The organism is Kitasatospora sp. NPDC127035 (genome assembly GCF_042726075.1).
GTDB lineage: Bacteria > Actinomycetota > Actinomycetes > Streptomycetales > Streptomycetaceae > Kitasatospora.
In genome coordinates this window covers 36,317-52,413 of the sequence record NZ_JBHXDN010000029.1, presented here as the reverse complement: position 1 = coordinate 52,413, position 16,097 = coordinate 36,317, and the positions used below count along the sequence as shown (strand labels likewise).

15 protein-coding genes and 1 riboswitch are annotated in these 16,097 nt (G+C 72.3%); of the genes, 10 read left to right on the top strand and 5 right to left on the bottom strand.

Annotated elements, in window-relative coordinates:
• Positions 1 to 116: 116 nt before the first annotated feature.
• Both gcvH and gcvT read right to left on the bottom strand, forming a co-directional pair.
• The gene (gene gcvH / locus ACFWIC_RS20875; RefSeq protein ID WP_329882952.1) at positions 117 to 497 is read right to left on the bottom strand and encodes a glycine cleavage system protein GcvH; all 381 of its coding nucleotides are present in this window, start codon (positions 495 to 497) and stop codon (positions 117 to 119) included.
• Between the two features lie 77 nt (positions 498 to 574).
• Positions 575 to 1,693, bottom strand: coding sequence for a glycine cleavage system aminomethyltransferase GcvT (gcvT, locus tag ACFWIC_RS20870; protein WP_329952185.1), 1,119 nt, complete (start codon positions 1,691 to 1,693; stop codon positions 575 to 577).
• Positions 1,694 to 1,906: 213 nt separating this feature from the next.
• A riboswitch (glycine riboswitch) is annotated at positions 1,907 to 2,012 on the bottom strand.
• A 209-nt stretch (positions 2,013 to 2,221) separates the two neighbouring features.
• On the opposite strand from gcvT, the gene ACFWIC_RS20865 reads away from it, so the two are divergent.
• From ACFWIC_RS20865 to ACFWIC_RS20830, 8 genes are all read left to right on the top strand, one after another.
• Positions 2,222 to 3,016, top strand: a complete 795-nt coding sequence (locus ACFWIC_RS20865) for an enhanced serine sensitivity protein SseB (RefSeq protein ID WP_329952184.1) — start codon at positions 2,222 to 2,224, stop codon at positions 3,014 to 3,016.
• A 151-nt stretch (positions 3,017 to 3,167) separates the two neighbouring features.
• On the top strand, positions 3,168 to 4,100 hold the full coding sequence (locus ACFWIC_RS20860) for an enhanced serine sensitivity protein SseB C-terminal domain-containing protein (protein ID WP_380519681.1): 933 nt from the start codon (positions 3,168 to 3,170) through the stop codon (positions 4,098 to 4,100).
• Between the two features lie 458 nt (positions 4,101 to 4,558).
• Positions 4,559 to 5,548, top strand: a complete 990-nt coding sequence (locus tag ACFWIC_RS20855) for an ABC transporter permease (RefSeq protein WP_329882948.1) — start codon at positions 4,559 to 4,561, stop codon at positions 5,546 to 5,548.
• 56 nt (positions 5,549 to 5,604) lie between these two features.
• A complete protein-coding gene (locus tag ACFWIC_RS20850) occupies positions 5,605 to 7,374 on the top strand; it encodes an ABC transporter substrate-binding protein (protein ID WP_329882947.1) in 1,770 nt (589 codons plus the stop codon).
• Positions 7,375 to 7,472: 98 nt separating this feature from the next.
• Positions 7,473 to 8,483, top strand: a complete 1,011-nt coding sequence (locus ACFWIC_RS20845; RefSeq protein WP_329882946.1) for an ABC transporter permease — start codon at positions 7,473 to 7,475, stop codon at positions 8,481 to 8,483.
• Positions 8,480 to 9,562, top strand: coding sequence for an ABC transporter ATP-binding protein (locus ACFWIC_RS20840; RefSeq protein WP_329952183.1), 1,083 nt, complete (start codon positions 8,480 to 8,482; stop codon positions 9,560 to 9,562). The genes ACFWIC_RS20845 and ACFWIC_RS20840 overlap by 4 nt, the downstream gene beginning before the upstream one ends.
• Positions 9,563 to 9,596: 34 nt before the next feature.
• Complete coding sequence (locus ACFWIC_RS20835; protein ID WP_329882944.1) at positions 9,597 to 10,697, top strand: dipeptide ABC transporter ATP-binding protein; 1,101 nt, start codon at positions 9,597 to 9,599, stop codon at positions 10,695 to 10,697.
• A gap of 112 nt (positions 10,698 to 10,809) precedes the next feature.
• Entirely contained in the window at positions 10,810 to 11,469 is a 660-nt protein-coding gene (locus ACFWIC_RS20830; RefSeq protein ID WP_329952181.1) for a trimeric intracellular cation channel family protein, read from the top strand.
• On the opposite strand, the gene ACFWIC_RS20825 is transcribed toward ACFWIC_RS20830, so the two are convergent.
• Complete coding sequence (locus tag ACFWIC_RS20825; protein WP_380519680.1) at positions 11,405 to 12,160, bottom strand: IclR family transcriptional regulator; 756 nt, start codon at positions 12,158 to 12,160, stop codon at positions 11,405 to 11,407. The two genes, ACFWIC_RS20830 and ACFWIC_RS20825, sit on opposite strands and share 65 nt — an antisense overlap.
• A 267-nt stretch (positions 12,161 to 12,427) precedes the next feature.
• Between ACFWIC_RS20825 and ACFWIC_RS20820 the strand changes: the two genes are divergently transcribed.
• Complete coding sequence (locus ACFWIC_RS20820; RefSeq protein ID WP_380519679.1) at positions 12,428 to 13,609, top strand: cysteine desulfurase family protein; 1,182 nt, start codon at positions 12,428 to 12,430, stop codon at positions 13,607 to 13,609.
• A 50-nt stretch (positions 13,610 to 13,659) separates the two neighbouring features.
• On the top strand, positions 13,660 to 14,799 hold the full coding sequence (gene mnmA, locus ACFWIC_RS20815; RefSeq protein ID WP_329882940.1) for a tRNA 2-thiouridine(34) synthase MnmA: 1,140 nt from the start codon (positions 13,660 to 13,662) through the stop codon (positions 14,797 to 14,799).
• Here mnmA and ACFWIC_RS20810 read toward each other — a convergent pair.
• On the bottom strand, positions 14,789 to 15,934 hold the full coding sequence (locus ACFWIC_RS20810) for a methyltransferase domain-containing protein (RefSeq protein WP_380519678.1): 1,146 nt from the start codon (positions 15,932 to 15,934) through the stop codon (positions 14,789 to 14,791). The genes mnmA and ACFWIC_RS20810 overlap by 11 nt on opposite strands.
• A complete protein-coding gene (locus ACFWIC_RS20805; protein WP_327680895.1) occupies positions 15,931 to 16,065 on the bottom strand; it encodes a hypothetical protein in 135 nt (44 codons plus the stop codon). Before ACFWIC_RS20805 ends, ACFWIC_RS20810 begins: the two co-directional genes overlap by 4 nt.
• Positions 16,066 to 16,097: the final 32 nt, after the last annotated feature.

Below are 16,097 nucleotides of genomic sequence, written 5' to 3'. Positions count from 1 at the left end.
TCGTACACGGCGCCCCCGGGGGGGGCCCCGGCGCGGGGGGGGGGCCGGGGCAGGGGTGGTGTCGCGCGGGGGGGGGGGGGGGGGCGGCCGCGCGGCGGCCCGCCCCGACGGGTGGCTCAGGCCGAGGGGTTGGTGAGCGCGGTGTACTCGTCCGCGCTCAGCAGCTCGTCGGTGGACTCGACGCGCACCTTGAACAGCCAGCCGCCGTCGAAGGGCTCGCCGTTCACCAGGGCGTTGTCGTCCAGGACGGCCTGGTTGACCTCGGTGATCTCGCCGGTCACCGGCGAGTAGAGGTCGCTCACCGACTTGGTGGACTCCAGCTCACCGCAGGTCTCACCGGCGGTCACGGTGTCGCCGACCTCGGGCAGCTGCACGTAGACGATGTCACCGAGGGCGTCGGCCGCGTGCTTGGTGATGCCGACCGTGGAGACGCCGTCCTCGGCGACGGTCAGCCACTCGTGCTCCTTGGTGTACTGCAGGTGCTGGGGGTTGCTCATGACGTCATTCTCCAGGATGGGAAGCGGGTACGACGAAGCGGCCCGGTGGGCGGGCATGCCTCGGGAAGGGGAAGGGGTCAGCGGGCGCGCTTGTAGAACGGCAGCGCCACGACCTGGACGGGCTCGTGCTTGCCGCGCACGTCCACCGCGACGGTGGTGCCGGGGGCGGCGTGCGCCGCGTCCACGTAGGCGATCGCGATCGGCTTGCCCAGGGTGGGGGAGGGGGCGCCGGAGGTGATCCGGCCGATCGGCTCGCCGTCGGCGGAGACCACGCTGTACTCGGCGCGCGGGACGCGCTTGCCCTCGGAGACCAGGCCGACCAGCACCCGCGGCGGGTTGGCCTCGGCCGCGGCGGCGGCCTTCTCCAGCGCCTTGCGGCCGATGAACGCGCCCTCGTTGGTGGTCTTGTCGAAGCGGACGACCCGGCCCAGGCCGGCGTCGAACGGGGTCAGCTCGGTGGACAGCTCGTGGCCGTACAGCGGCATGCCGGCCTCCAGGCGCAGCGTGTCGCGGCAGGAGAGACCGCACGGGACCAGGCCGCGGTCGGCGCCGGCCGCGGTCAGCGACTGCCAGATCTGCTCGGCGTCGCCCGGGTGGCAGAAGATCTCGAAGCCGTCCTCACCGGTGTAGCCGGTGCGGGCGAGCAGCACGTCGCGGCCGGCCACCTGGGCCGGGAGGATCGCGTAGTACTTCAGGCCGGGCAGGTCGGCGTCGGTGGTGTCGGCCAGGATGCCGGTGGCCTCCGGGCCCTGCACGGCGATCAGCGCGTAGGTGTCGCGGTCGTCGGTGACGACGGCGTCGAAGCCCTTGGCGCGGGCGATCAGCTCGTCCAGCACCAGCTGGGCGTTGGAGGCGTTGGCGACGACCAGGAACGCGTCCTCGCGCAGGCGGTAGACGATCAGGTCGTCCAGGATGCCGCCGTCCTCGGCACAGATCATGGTGTAGCGGGCGCGCAGCACGCCGAGCGCGGAGACGAAGCCGACCAGCGCGTGGTCCAGCATCTCGCCGGCCTGCGGGCCGGTGACGGTGATCTCGCCCATGTGGGAGAGGTCGAAGAGGCCGGCCCTGGTGCGGACGGCGAGGTGCTCCTCGCGCTCGCTCCCGTAGCGCAGCGGCATGTCCCAGCCGGCGAAGTCGGTCATGGTCGCGCCGAGGGCGCGGTGCAGCGCGTCGAGCGCGGTCAGGCGGAGGGACATGGCCAGGAACTCCTCGGTCGGGGCACTCAGGGGTGCACGCGCCGGAGCCGGCCCTGCTCGGGACCGACCCTGCGCGCGGGCATGCGGCGGCTGGGCCTCCCCATCTGTCGTCGAACCTGAGAGCTTCACCGCGCGCTGTCCTACGGGAACAGCATGGCGGCTTGCACCGTGGGTGGGCGTACGGCAGGGCCGTGCGCCGCTTTCCAGATGTGCCTAACCCGTGCGGTAGGGGTGCCTGAGAGATTCCGGGGAGGACTTGCTCCTTCGGCGCCGGCTGTGCCACCAGACGGGGCACTCCGGACTCTCCCGCGCGGGTTCGAGCGGCCGGTATGGAGTTAGGGGCCTCGGTGGGAATACACCCGAGACGCGGACATCATGGCACGTCCGCCCGGATGAGGGGAGAGGGGGAGGGGCCGGGCCGGGGGATCCGGCCACCGGGGAGCCCGGCGCCGGGGCGCTCCGGAGCAGGGCCGGGGCGGTGCCCGCTAGGCTGCGGGCGTCGGCGAGCGGAGGGCGGTACAGCGGCGCATGGGGAACCCGGTGGAGCAGCAGCAGGGGTGGGGCGGCCAGGAGCCGGTGCCGCCGGGCGGCGGATGGCCGGCCAACGAGCTGGAGCAGGTGCTCACCGCCGCGCTCGGTGATCCGGGGGCGACCCCCCGGGTGATCGAGGTGCTGGCCCGCAGCCAGGTGTGGATCCCGCTGCCGGCCGGCGGCGACCCGCAGGGGCAGTCGCTGGACCTCCCGGTCGTCGAGCTGGCCGGCGACCCGTACGTGCCGGTGTTCTCCTCGCAGGAGGTGTTCGTCCAGCAGGCGCCGGGGATGGCCTTCGCGGTCGCGCCGATGTGGGAGTTCGCCCGGGGCCTGCCGCTGGGCGTGGGGGTCGCGGTCAACCCGGAGGCGGCGGTGGGCATCCCGGTGCCGCCGGAGGGCGTGGCCGAACTGCGCCGCGGGCCGCGCGAGGACCGCTGGGAGGCCGGGGACGCGCCGTCCGGCGGCCGGGTGGCGCTGCGCGAGCCGGTGCCGGGCGAGGACCCGGAGCCGTTCCTGGCCGCCTGCCGGAACGAGCTGTTCGCCCTGCCGGGGGTGTTGACCGCACGGCGGGCACTGGCCAGTGTGGAGGGCGAGCCCACCGTGATGTTCGTGGGCGTCCAGCTCGATCCGTCGGCCCCGGCCGACCCGGGGGCGGTCAACGAGGCGCTGGGGCGCGCGCTGGGAACCGCGCCGCTGCCCGGCGGCGTCCACCTCGTACTGCTCGACCTCGCGGACGACCCGGTGGTCGACTGGATGCTGAACCGGGTCGCCCCTTTCTACGTACGGGGTTGATCCGGCCCCCGGCCGCGGTCGGGCGGGGGAGCGGTGCGCACCCTGGCACGTCGGCGTGGCGGTGGTCGGCGGCGCCCCATAGGGTGCGTCCTGGCGGCCGCGGGGCCGCCGGTGGCAGACGAGGAACGAAGAGGCGCAGCGAGGTGGGCGCATGAGTGCGGGAGCGGTAGCGGGCGGTGCACCGGGGCCCTGGGGCCAGGCACCCACCGGACGTCCGGATCAGGGCGCGCTGGAGCGCGCCCTGCGCGAGGTGGCGCCGGAGCGCTACGAGGCGTACGAGACGCTGCTGCACGCGCTGGCCGAGGGGCAGGTCTGGATGCTCCTCTGGCACGGTACGCCGGGCAGCGCGGACGCCCAGTACGGGAACATGGAGATCAGCGGCCACGGCTACGCGCCGGCCGTGACCTCGCCCGAGCAGTTGACGGCGTCCGGCTGGGCCCGGGCGCACGAGGTGATCTCCGGCCGGGAGATCGCCGCCTCGCTGTTCCGGACCCGCTGGGGGCTCTGGCTGAACCCGCACGCGCCGGGTGGCGGTGTCGGGGTGCCCTGGGCGGACCTGCGCCGGGTCGCGGCGGGGCTGAACCGGCTGCCGGCCGGTCCGTTGAAGCTGAGCGAGCCGCAGGTGCCGGCGCAGCAGTTCTTCGCGCTGCTGGAGCGCCAGGCGGTCGAGGTGCGGGCGGTGCGGGCGCTGCGCCGGGCCTGGGTGCGCCCGACGGTGGGCGAGCCGTACCTGGCCATCGGCCTTGAGCTGTACGAGAGTTCGCCGCCCACGGTGGAGGCCGTGCGGGCGCTGATGCAGCGGGCGATCGCGGTCGCGCCGGAGGGCCTGGCCGTCTCGACGGTGGCGATGGCGGACGAGTTCGACCCGGTGGCGCTCTGGATGCGGGCCAACGCGCGCCCGTTCTACGACCGGGAGGCGGCCGGGACGGGCCGCCCGCAGGGGCCGTACCCGCCGGTGCCGCCGCCGCCCTACGCCTCGCAGCAGGGGCCCGGCTACGGCTACGGCACGCACCCGCCCGCGCCGGGCTGGCCGGGGCAGCAGCAGCCGCCCCAGCAGCCGTGGCCCGGCTACCCCGGGCGCTGAGCCGACAAACGCAATAGCAACGTTCCTTTTCCGGAACCGGTCTGACGACAAGTCAGGCCGGTTCCGACGTTTTCCGGACGAACTTCCCGAAGTCGGTGGCCATCATCTTGACATGGCTGTTACAGCTGTGTGAAGAGGGATATACCGGGGATCAGGGAGGTGCATGGGCGCAGATCACAGTTGGGCATCTGTCGGTTGTCAGGGCTGGCGCAAGCCAGTTCGGATGGCAGAGAGTTCTGCAACAGCCGCCGCGCGTGGTTGGCGCCTCACAAAGGCGAACGCGCTGACGGACCGCAATATCCACGTGATGCCCATGCCGCGTGGCAGCAGTACTGAGCACGCCGTACCGCTGGGAACACCGCACTCCGCATGCCCGCACGTCCGCACCAGCCGTACCGCCGATCCCGGCGTCCGGCACCCGTGGGCCGGCCACCGTCGGCGAGGGGACCGAACTGACCATGACCGCACCCGTCAAGACCGCCGGCAACGCTCCGGAGGCAGCAGCCGCCGCGAGCCCGGCCAACAAGATCGAGGGCCGCTCGCTCGGCCGGATCGCCTGGACCCGCTTCAAGCGGGACAAGGCCGCCGTCGCAGGCGGCGTCGTCGTGATCCTGCTGATCCTGCTCGCCGTGCTGGCCAAGCCGATCGAATCGGTCTTCGGCCTCGACCCCGACGCGCTCAACCAGGACCTGCTGGACGCCAACCTCGGCGGCCTGCCGCTGGGCGACTGGGGCGGGATGAGCTGGGACCACCCGCTCGGTGTCGACCCCCTGCAGGGCCGTGACCTGCTCTCCCGCGTCATCGAGGGCTCCTGGGTCTCCCTGCTGGTCGCCTTCGGCGCGACCCTCCTGTCCAACACCATCGGCACCGTGCTCGGCGTGATGGCCGGCTACTACGGCGGGTGGGTGGACACCCTGATCAGCCGGGTGATGGACGTCTTCCTCGCCTTCCCGCTGCTGCTCTTCGCCATCGCGATCTCCGCCTCGCTCCAGGGCGGCGCGTTCGGCCTGCACGGCCTCCCGCTGCACATCGCCGTGCTGATCTTCGTGATCGGCTTCTTCAACTGGCCCTACATGGGCCGGATCGTGCGCGGCCAGACCCTCTCGCTGCGCGAGCGCGAGTTCGTCTACGCGGCCCGCAGCCTCGGCGCGCGGGGTCCGTTCATCCTGTTCAAGGAGCTCCTGCCGAACCTGGTCGGTCCGATCCTGGTCTACTCGACCCTGCTGATCCCGACCAACATCCTCTTCGAGGCGGGCCTCAGCTTCCTCGGCGTCGGCATCCAGGCACCCCAGGCCTCCTGGGGCGGGATGCTCAACGACGCGATCCAGTACTACCAGGTGGACCCCCAGTACATGGTGGTCCCCGGTATGGCGATCTTCCTGACGGTGCTCGCCTTCAACCTGCTCGGCGACGGGCTCCGTGACGCCCTCGATCCCAAGAGCAACTGACCCAGCGTCAGGACCCTCCGTTCGGCCACCACTTCCTCAAGGGGTTGATCCCACCCATGCGCAGGTCCCGTACCGTCGCACTGACCGCCGCAGCTGCCGCCGCGGTCCTGGTCGTCACCGGCTGTTCGTCGAGCTCCAAGAGCGACGACGCCAAGTCCACCGCCACCGGTAGCTCCGCGGCCGGCGGTGCCTCCGGCGCCGACGCGGCCACCAAGGGCATCGTCAACGCCTCGGACAAGAAGGGCGGCACCGTCACGTACGAGATGCGTGGCACGCCGGACTCGCTGGACCCGGGCAACACGTACTACGCGTACATCTACAACTTCTCCCGCCTGTACGGGCGTCCGCTCACCACCTTCCAGCCGGACGGCCAGAAGCTCGTCCCGGACCTGGCCGAGTCGCTCGGCCAGGCCAGCGCGGACGGCCTGTCCTGGACGTACAAGCTGCGCGCGGGCCTGAAGTACGAGGACGGCACGCCGATCACGTCCAAGGACGTCAAGTACGCGGTGCTGCGCTCCAACTACGCGCCGGAGGTCAACTCCAACGGCCCGACGTACTTCAAGGAGATGCTGGTCGACAACGAGACGCCGTACCAGGGTCCGTACAAGGACAAGGAAGGCGACCTCAAGTCCATCGAGACGCCGGACGACCAGACCATCGTCTTCCACCTGAAGCACGCCTTCGCGGACTTCGACTACCTGGTCTCCGCCCCGCAGACGGTGCCGGTCCCGAAGGACAAGGACACCGGCTCCAACTACGTGAAGCACGTCATCTCCTCGGGCACCTACAAGTTCGAGAGCTACGAGGACGGCAAGCAGGCGGTCCTGGTCCCGAACACCAACTGGGACAAGAGCACCGACCCGATCCGCAAGCAGCTGCCGGACAAGATCGTGCTCAAGATGAACATCGAGCAGTCCACGATCGACAAGGACCTGCTCGCCGGGAACGCCCAGGTCGACCTGGTCGGCGCCGGCGTCGACCAGCAGACCCAGGCGAAGATCCTCCAGGACCCGAAGCTCAAGGCCTCCACCGACAACGCCTACGGCGGCCGTCTGGTCTACACCGCGATCAACTCCAAGGTCGCGCCGTTCGACAACGTCGAGTGCCGCAAGGCCGTCCAGTACGCCATCGACAAGGTCTCGGTGCAGACCGCGATCGGCGGCCCGATCCGCGGCGCGGTCGCCAACACCGTGCTGCCGCCGGACATCCCGGGTCACGAGGACTTCAACACCTACCAGACCAAGGACAACAAGGGCGACGAGGCCAAGGCCAAGGACGCCCTGAAGGCCTGCGGCAAGCCCGGCGGCTTCGACACCGTCATCACCGCGCGCACCGAGCGCGGCCCGGAGATCGCCGCCGCGACCTCGATCCAGGCCGCGCTGAAGAAGGTCGGGATCAACGCCGAGATCCAGCAGTACCCGCAGGGCAAGTACCTCTCCGACCACGTCGGTGTCCCGGCGTTCAACAAGGAGAAGAACGTCGGCCTGATGATGATGCAGTGGGGCTCCGACTGGCCGACCGGCTACGGCTTCCTGCAGCAGATCGTCGACGGCCGCTCGATCAAGGCCTCCGGCAACAGCAACCTCGCCGAGCTGAACGACCCCGAGGTCAACAAGCTGATCGACGACGCCGCGGTCAACACCGACAAGGCGGCCCGCGAGAAGATCTACGCCCAGATCGACAAGAAGGTCATGGACGCGGCCGTCTACGTCCCGCTGACCTACTTCAAGGTCTTCCTGTACCGCCCGGACAGCGCGACCAACCTCGTCTCCACGCCGGCCTTCTCGGGTGAGTACGACTACCTGAACATCGGCACCACCAAGTAAGAGCCTGGCTCCGCATCCCTGAAGGCAGGTGAAGGCAGCGGCGCCCGCCGTCGTCCGGAGGATCCCGGACGGCGGCGGGCCGCCGGAGCCGCCCAACTGTGTTTGCCTACATCATCCGCAGGACGCTGGCCGCCGCGGTGCTGCTGCTGGTGGTCAGCGCGGTCACCTTCGCGATCTTCTTCCTGCTCCCGCGTCTGGCCGGCGAGACCACCGACCAGCTCGCCGCCCAGTACATCGGGAAGAACCCGTCCCCCGAGGCGATCGCGGCGGTCAAGAAGAACCTCGGTTTCGACCAGCCGCTGTACACCCAGTACTGGAACTTCCTGAAGGCGCTGGTCGCCGGTGCCGAGTACAACTTCGGCCCTGACCCCGCCACCTGCCACGTGCCGTGCTTCGGCTACTCGTTCAAGAACCACCTGGAGGTCTGGCCGGAGCTCACCAAGCGCATCCCGGTCACCATCTCCCTGGCCATCGGCGCCGCCGTCATCTGGCTCGTCTCCGGCGTCACCACCGGCGTGATCTCCGCGCTCAAGCCCAAGTCGATCTTCGACCGGCTCTCCATGGGCGTCGCCCTGGCGGGCGTCTCGCTGCCGGTCTTCTTCACCGGTGCGCTGCTGCTCACGCTCTTCAGCTACGAGTGGCCGATCCTGGACAACCTCCAGTACACCAACTTCACCGACGACCCGCTGATGTGGGCGCGCAACCTGATCCTGCCGTGGATCTCCCTCGCCTTCCTGTACTCCGCGCTCTACGCCCGGCTCACCCGCGCGGGCATGCTGGAGACGATGAGCGAGGACTACATCCGCACCGCCCGGGCCAAGGGCCTGGCCGAGCGGAAGGTGGTCGTCCGGCACGGCCTGCGGGCCGCGCTCACCCCGGTCGTCACCATCTTCGGCATGGACCTCGGCCTGCTCCTCGGTGGCGCGCTCATCACCGAGCAGGTCTTCTCGCTCCAGGGCGTCGGCTTCTTCGCGGTCTCCGCGATCAAGGACAACGACCTGCCGAAGATCCTCGGCGTCACCCTGCTCGCCGCGTTCTTCATCGTCCTGTGCAACCTCGTGGTTGACCTCCTGTACGCCCTTGTCGACCCCCGGGTGAGGCTGTCGTGACCGAGCTCCAGAAGACCGCGGCACCCGAGGCCGCCCCGACCGGGTCCGCCCCGACGGGGGACGCCTTCCTCTCCGTCCGGGACCTGCGGATCCACTTCGACACCGACGACGGCCTGGTCCGCTCGGTCGACGGGGTCAGCTTCGACCTCAGCAAGGGGCGGACCCTCGGCATCGTCGGCGAGTCCGGCTCCGGCAAGTCCGTCACCTCGCTCGGCATCATGGGCCTGCACCGCTCCAAGCGGGCCCGGATCGGCGGCGAGATCTGGCTGGACGGCGAGGAACTGGTCGCGGCCGGCCCGGACCGGGTCCGCCAGCTGCGCGGCCGCCAGATGGCGATGATCTTCCAGGACCCGCTCACCGCGATGCACCCGTACTACACGGTCGGGCAGCAGATCGTCGAGGCCTACCGGGTGCACCACCCGCGGGCCACCAAGAGGCAGGCGCGGGCCCGCGCGGTCGAGATGCTCGACCGGGTCGGCATCCCGCAGCCCGACCGCCGGGTCGACGACTACCCGCACCAGTTCTCCGGCGGCATGCGCCAGCGCGCGATGATCGCCATGGCCCTGGTCAACGACCCCTCGCTGCTGATCGCCGACGAGCCCACCACCGCCCTGGACGTCACCGTCCAGGCGCAGATCCTGGACCTCATCCGCGACCTCCAGGAGGAGTTCGGCTCCGCCGTCATCATCATCACCCACGACCTCGGGGTGGTCGCCGAGCTCGCCGACGACATCCTCGTCATGTACGGCGGCAAGTGCGTCGAACGCGGCCCGGCCGAGACCCTCTTCGACGCGCCCGAACACCCCTACACCTGGGGCCTGTTGGGCTCGATGCCGCGCCTCGACCGGGAGCTCCAGGACCGGCTCGTCCCGGTCAGGGGCACCCCGCCCAGCCTCATCAACGTGCCGTCCGGCTGCGCCTTCCACCCGCGCTGCCCGTACGCCGAGCTGACCGGCGGGCGCTCGGCCGGCGAGGTCCCGGTGCTCACCGAGGCCGCGGCCGGACACCACGCCGCCTGCCACCTCGCGACCGCCGACCGGCACCGCATCTTCACCGAAGAGATCGCGCCCCGACTGTGAGCCCCGCCCCGTACCACCTCTCTGGAGAGAACCGATGACGGACACTCAGGCGGCGGCCATCCCTTCTCCCGCACCCGCCCCCGACCGGGAGCCGCTGCTCCGGGTGGCCGGCCTGACCCGGCACTTCCCGATCCACGGCGGCCTGCTGCGGCGCCAGACCGGCGCCGTCCGCGCGGTCGACGGCATCGACTTCACGGTCAACGCCGGTGAGACCCTGGGCGTCGTCGGCGAGTCCGGCTGCGGCAAGTCCACGATGGGCCGGCTGGTCACCCGGCTCGACGAACCCACCGGCGGGACGATCGAGTTCGAGGGCACCGACATCACCCACCTGGGCGTCGGCGCGATGCGGCCGCTCCGCCGTGACATCCAGATGATCTTCCAGGACCCGTACTCCTCGCTGAACCCCCGGCACACCGTCGGCACCATCGTCAGCGCGCCGTTCCGGCTGCAGAAGGCCGAGCCGGCCGGCGGGGTGAAGCAGGCCGTCCAGGACCTGCTGGAGCTCTGCGGACTCAGCCCCGAGCACTACAACCGCTACCCGCACGAGTTCTCCGGCGGCCAGCGCCAGCGCATCGGCATCGCCCGGGCGCTCGCCCTGCGGCCCAAGATGATCGTCGCGGACGAACCGGTCTCCGCCCTGGACGTCTCCATCCAGGCGCAGGTGGTCAACCTGCTGGACGACCTCCAGCAGGAACTCGGCCTGACCTACCTGATCATCGCGCACGACCTCTCGGTGGTCCGGCACGTCTCCGACCGGGTCGCGGTCATGTACCTCGGCAAGATCGTCGAGATCGCCGACCGGGACTCGCTCTACAGCCGCCCGATGCACCCCTACACCAACGCCCTGATGTCCGCGGTGCCGGTGCCCGACCCGCGCCGCAAGCAGCGGGCCGGGCGTGAGCGGATCCTGCTCAAGGGCGACGTGCCGTCCCCGATCAACCCGCCCAGCGGCTGCCGGTTCCGCACCCGCTGCTGGAAGGCCCAGGACGTCTGCGCCAGCCAGGAGCCGCCGCTCGTCGCGCTGGAGTCCGGGCACCAGGTGGCCTGCCACTTCCCCGAGAACGCTCCCGGGTCCGCCGCCGCGGCCGCCCCCGGGACCGCCCCGTCGGGCGGACCGGTGCCCGTCTCCGGGTGAGGCCCGGGCCGCCCGTCGAACGGCGCAGGCCGTCCCGCACCGTCCGTCCGGAGCTCCGGGCTCCGGACGGACGGTGCGCGGAGGTCCGGACCATCGGGTCCATAGTGGTCCGGTGACCTCGCAGATCTTCCCCTCCGACGTGCAGCAGTCGCTGGACCTCGTCGGCATCTTCGTCTTCGCCCTCTCCGGAGGGCTGCTCGCCGTCCGCAAGAACATGGACATCTTCGGCATCTGTGTGCTGGCCGAGGTCACCGCACTGGGCGGCGGGGTGATGCGCGACCTCGTGATCGGCGCCACCCCGGTCGCCGCCTTCAGCAACCTCGGCTACTTCGTCACCCCGCTGGCCGCCGGGCTGGTCGTCTTCTTCCTGCACCCCGAGGTCGAACGGATCAACCGCGCCGTGCAGACCCTCGACGCGCTCGGCCTCGGCCTGTTCTGCGTCACCGGGACCGCCAAGGCGCACGACTACGGGCTCGGAGCCGTCGCGGCCGTCGCGCTCGGCATGGTGACCGCGGCGGGCGGCGGCGTCATGCGCGACCTGCTCGCCGGGGAGATCCCCTCCCTGCTCCGCTGGGACCGGGAGATCTACGCCGTGCCCGCCCTGGTCGGCTCGGCGCTGGTCGCCGTGCTCATCGCCCTCGACCGGCTGACCGCCCTCACCGGCACCGCCGCCGCCCTGACCGCCTTCCTGCTCCGGATGCTCGCCCTCAAGTACGGCTGGCGCGCACCGCGGGCCTGGCACCGCAACGGTTCTCGCACCAGCGAGGAGTAGGCGAACCGCCGTACGCCAGCGAGATCGCCTCGACCGTGCAGAGCAGCTCCGGCACCAGCCGCACCAGCTCGGCGGGCGACACCCGGTCGGTCGGCGCCGAGACCGCGCAGGCCGCCACGGCCCGCCGGTCGCTGCCGGCCACCGGCGCGGCGACGCAGGTGACCGCCTCCCGGTGCTCGGCCGACTCGGCGGCCCAGCCCCGGTGGCGGACCGCGGCCAGGTCGGCGGAGAGCTCCGCCTCGGGCCGGCCGTCCCCGGGCAGCCCGGCCAGCAGCACCCGGCCGATCGCCGTCCCGGCCGCCGGGGCGCGCCGCCCGATCCTGGTCGGCCGCCCGGCCTCGCCGTCCCACCGGCCCGCCAACTCGTCCAGGTACAGCACCTCGCCGTCCTGCAGCACCGCCAACTGCACGGTGCAGCCGGAGCGCTCGGCGAGGGCCGCCAGGTACGGCGCGGCGACCTGGCGGACGTCGATCTCCTCCAGGGCCCGGTTCGCCAGCGACAGCACCTTGCCGCCCAGCCGGTAGCGACGGTCGGACTGCCGGTGGACGAAGCCGTGCTCCTCCAGCGTGCGCAGCAGCCGCAGCGCGGTCGACTTGTGCACCCCGATCGAGGTGGCGGCCTGTTCGAGGGAGACCGGGCCGTCGCCGAGCGACCCGAGCAGGGTCAGCGCACGATCGACAGACTGCGACATTCCGCCCCGTCCTGTTCCGTCCGGCCGCATTGCGGTGGCCGTCAGGCTAACCGTTCGAGGCGGGTGCCCCCTACCGGGCCCCGGTCGCCCGGCACCCCCGCCGTCCGGGTCCGCCCCTCCGCCCGCCGCCGGACCCGCCCGTCCGACTGCCCGCCCGGGCACGGCGGGTCACCGACCGCCCGGGAGCGGCGGTCGGTGGCCGGATCGGTACGGTGGGCGGATCGGCCGCCGGACCGCACACCGGGGGCCCTCTACAATCGGATGGTTATGCCATACCTGGACCATGCGGCGACCACGCCGATGCTGCCCGAGGCGATCGCCGCGATGACGGCGCACCTGGGGGTCGTCGGCAACGCCTCCTCCCTGCACGCGGCCGGCCGCCGGGCCCGCCGCGTCGTCGAGGAGTCCCGCGAGTCGCTGGCCGACTCGCTCGGCGCCCGGCCCAGTGAGATCGTCCTCACCGCCGGCGGCACCGAGTCCGACAACCTGGCCGTCAAGGGCCTGTACTGGGCCCGCCGGGGGGCCGACCCGGCCCGCACCCGGGTGCTCTGCAGCCCCGTCGAGCACCACGCGGTGCTGGACGCCGTGCACTGGCTCGCCGAGCACGAGGGCGCCACCGTCGACTACCTGCCGGTGGACGGCCTCGGCCGGGTGCACCCGGCGGCGCTGCGCGAGGCGGTCGAACGCGACCCGGCCTCGGTCGCGCTCGTCACCGTCATGTGGGCCAACAACGAGGTCGGCACCGTCCAGCCGGTCGCCGAACTCGCCGCCGTGGCCGCCGAGTACGGCATCCCGATGCACGCCGACGCGGTCCAGGCGCTCGGTCAGGTCCCGGTGTCCTTCGCGGACTCGGGGCTCACCGCGCTTACCGTCACCGGCCACAAGATCGGCGGACCGTTCGGCATCGGCGCCCTGCTGCTCTCCCGCGGCGCGACGCCCGTCCCGCTGCTGCACGGCGGCGGCCAGGAACGCGACGTCCGCTCCGGCACCCTCGACGCACCCGCCGCCGCCGGCTTCGCGGCCGCCGCGGCGATCGCCGTCGAACGCCGCGCCGAGCACGCCGGCACGCTCGGCGCACTGCGGGACGACCTGGTCGCCGAGGTGCTGGCCGGGGTCCCGGACGCGGTGCTCAACGGCGACCCGGCGGCGGACGGACGGCTGCCCGCCAACGCGCACTTCTCCTTCCCCGGCTGCGAGGGCGACGCACTGCTGATGCTGCTCGACGCCCAGGGCATCGAGTGCTCCACCGGCTCGGCCTGCTCGGCCGGCGTCCCGCAGCCCAGCCACGTCCTGCTGGCGATGGGCGTCGACCCGCTGCTCGCCCGGGCCTCGCTCCGCTTCTCGCTCGGCCACACCTCCACCCGGGAGGACGTCGCCGCCCTCACCGGGGCCATCGGCCCGGCCGTCCACCGCGCCCGCAGCGCCGGTCTCGCGGCCGTCCGGCGCTGAGGAAAGCCCCGGCGGAATGCCGGACGGCACCACGTACGCTTGGACTCATCATGACTGACTTCCCGGGTGCTCCGACCGCTCCGTCCCCCACCGGCCGCCTGCGCGTGCTCGCGGCGATGTCCGGCGGGGTGGACTCCGCCGTCGCCGCGGCCCGCGCCGCCGAGGCCGGACACGAGGTGACCGGCGTGCACCTGGCGCTCTCCAGCAACCCGCAGTCCTTCCGTACCGGCGCCCGCGGCTGCTGCACCATCGAGGACTCCCGGGACGCCCGCCGGGCCGCCGACGTGATCGGCATCCCGTTCTACGTCTGGGACCTCGCCGAGCGGTTCCGCGAGGACGTGATCGACGACTTCGTCGCCGAGTACGCGGCCGGGCGCACCCCCAACCCCTGCCTGCGCTGCAACGAGAAGATCAAGTTCGCCGCGCTGCTGGACAAGGCGGTCGCGCTCGGCTTCGACGCCGTCTGCACCGGCCACTACGCCCGGATCGTCGACCTGCCGGACGGCCGCCGCGAGCTGCACCGCGCGGTGGACGGCGCCAAGGACCAGTCCTACGTGCTCGGCGTGCTCGACGCCGACCAGCTCGCCCACTCGCTCTTCCCGCTCGGCGACACCACCAAGGACGTCATCCGCGAGGAGGCCGAACGGCGCGGCCTGGCCGTCGCCAAGAAGCCCGACAGCCACGACATCTGCTTCATCGCGGACGGCGACACCCAGGGCTTCCTCGCCCGGCACCTCGGCACCGCGACCGGCGACATCCTCGACGCCGACGGCACCAAGCTCGGCGAGCACGACGGCGCGTACGGCTTCACCATCGGCCAGCGCAAGGGCCTGCGGATCGGCCGCCCGGCCGCGGACGGCAAGCCGCGCTACGTCCTCGACATCTCGCCGGTGAACAACACCGTCACCGTCGGCCCGGTCGAGGGCCTGGACGTCACCGCGCTGACCGCGATCCGTCCGCGCTGGTGCGGCGACGAGGCACCCGCCGAGGGGCGCTACACCGCCCAGCTGCGCGCCCACGGCGAGGAGGTCCCGGTCGCCGCCTCGGTCGCCGACGGCGAACTCCGCGTCCGCCTCGACACCCCGGCCCGCGGCATCGCCCCGGGCCAGGCGGTCGTGCTCTACGACGGCACCCGCGTGGTCGGCTCCGCCACCATCGCCACGACGGAGCGCCCGGCCGTCAACGCCTGAGCACACGACGGTCGGGCCCGTCCAGCCAGGCCCACTGCCGCTCCGCCGTGACCGTCAGGCCGAACCGGCCGGGGGACGGCCGGCCGTTGTCGAGCCACCAGCGGTGGGCCTCCTCGACCTCGTCCCAGAGCCGGCGGGGGCCGTACTGCCACGCGGTGCCGTCCTCGACGGCGGCCCAGGAACGGGCGTCGGTGGTCGCCACCCACAGCCGGGCGCCGTCCTCGTCCCAGGCGGTCCACACGGTCCCCAGCCGCAGCCCGAGCGCGAAGCGGGCCTCCCACTCGTCTCCCGTGACCCGCCACGGGGACAGCACGGTCCGGCGTTCTTCGGGGACGTGCTCGTCGCGGACGACGTCGCGGAAGATCCGCAGATCCTGCCGCTGGGTGCGCATCAGCATGAATGCCGAGTGCGGGGCGAACCGGCCCTGCGCACGGCCCCGTTCGACGGTGAGCCTGAGAAGACCCCAGCAGAGCATGGGGTTGTCCCAGGGAGTGAGGACGATGCCGCCCGGCCTGGTCTGTTCGATCCACGCCCACGGGACCCGTCGGACCGAGCAGGTCGAGATGATCCGGTCGTACGGCAGTCGACGGTGCCGGCCGAGGGAGCCGTCCCCGCAGATCACGTTGACGGTCAGGCCGGCCGCGTTCAGGGAGGTCTGCGCCTGCCGGGCGACCCGGGGGTCGATCTCGATCGAGGTGACGCCTCCGGGGCCGAGGCGGTGGGCGAGGAGCGCGGCGTTCCAACCGGTACCGGTGCCGATCTCCAGGACGTGCATGCCGGGGCGGACATCGAGGTCGCGGAGCATCCGGACGACGATCGAGGGGGCGGAGGCCGAGGAGGAGGGCCAGGCCTCGGTGGGGTCGGGCGGTTCGGCGCCGTCGTTGACCTGGGTGACGATCGGCACGTCCGCGCAGGCGGCATCGAACCAGCGGTCGTGGTCGGTCCGGAGGTCGCACGGCACGTAGCCGCCTCGGCCGTCGTCCAACCAGACCCGCTCCGGGAGGAAGCGGTGGCGGGGGACTGCCGTGATCGCTTCCTGCCACTCGCGGGGGACGGGGCCGCCGAGCGCTTCGCCGGCGGCCCGGAGCAGGCCGCGGGCGGCGGCCTGCTCCGGGTGGTGAGGGGAGTCCGTCACTTCTTGTCGTCGTCCTTCCGGTGCTTCGGCTCGGGTGCGGGCCGCGCGCCGTCGGGGGACGGCTTGTCCGTGCCGGGGTCCTTCTTGCCCCCGTGCTTCCCGCCGCTGTCCTTGTCGGTTCCCCAGGCCATGGGTCCTCCTCGTGTTGTGGTGGTGATCGGGT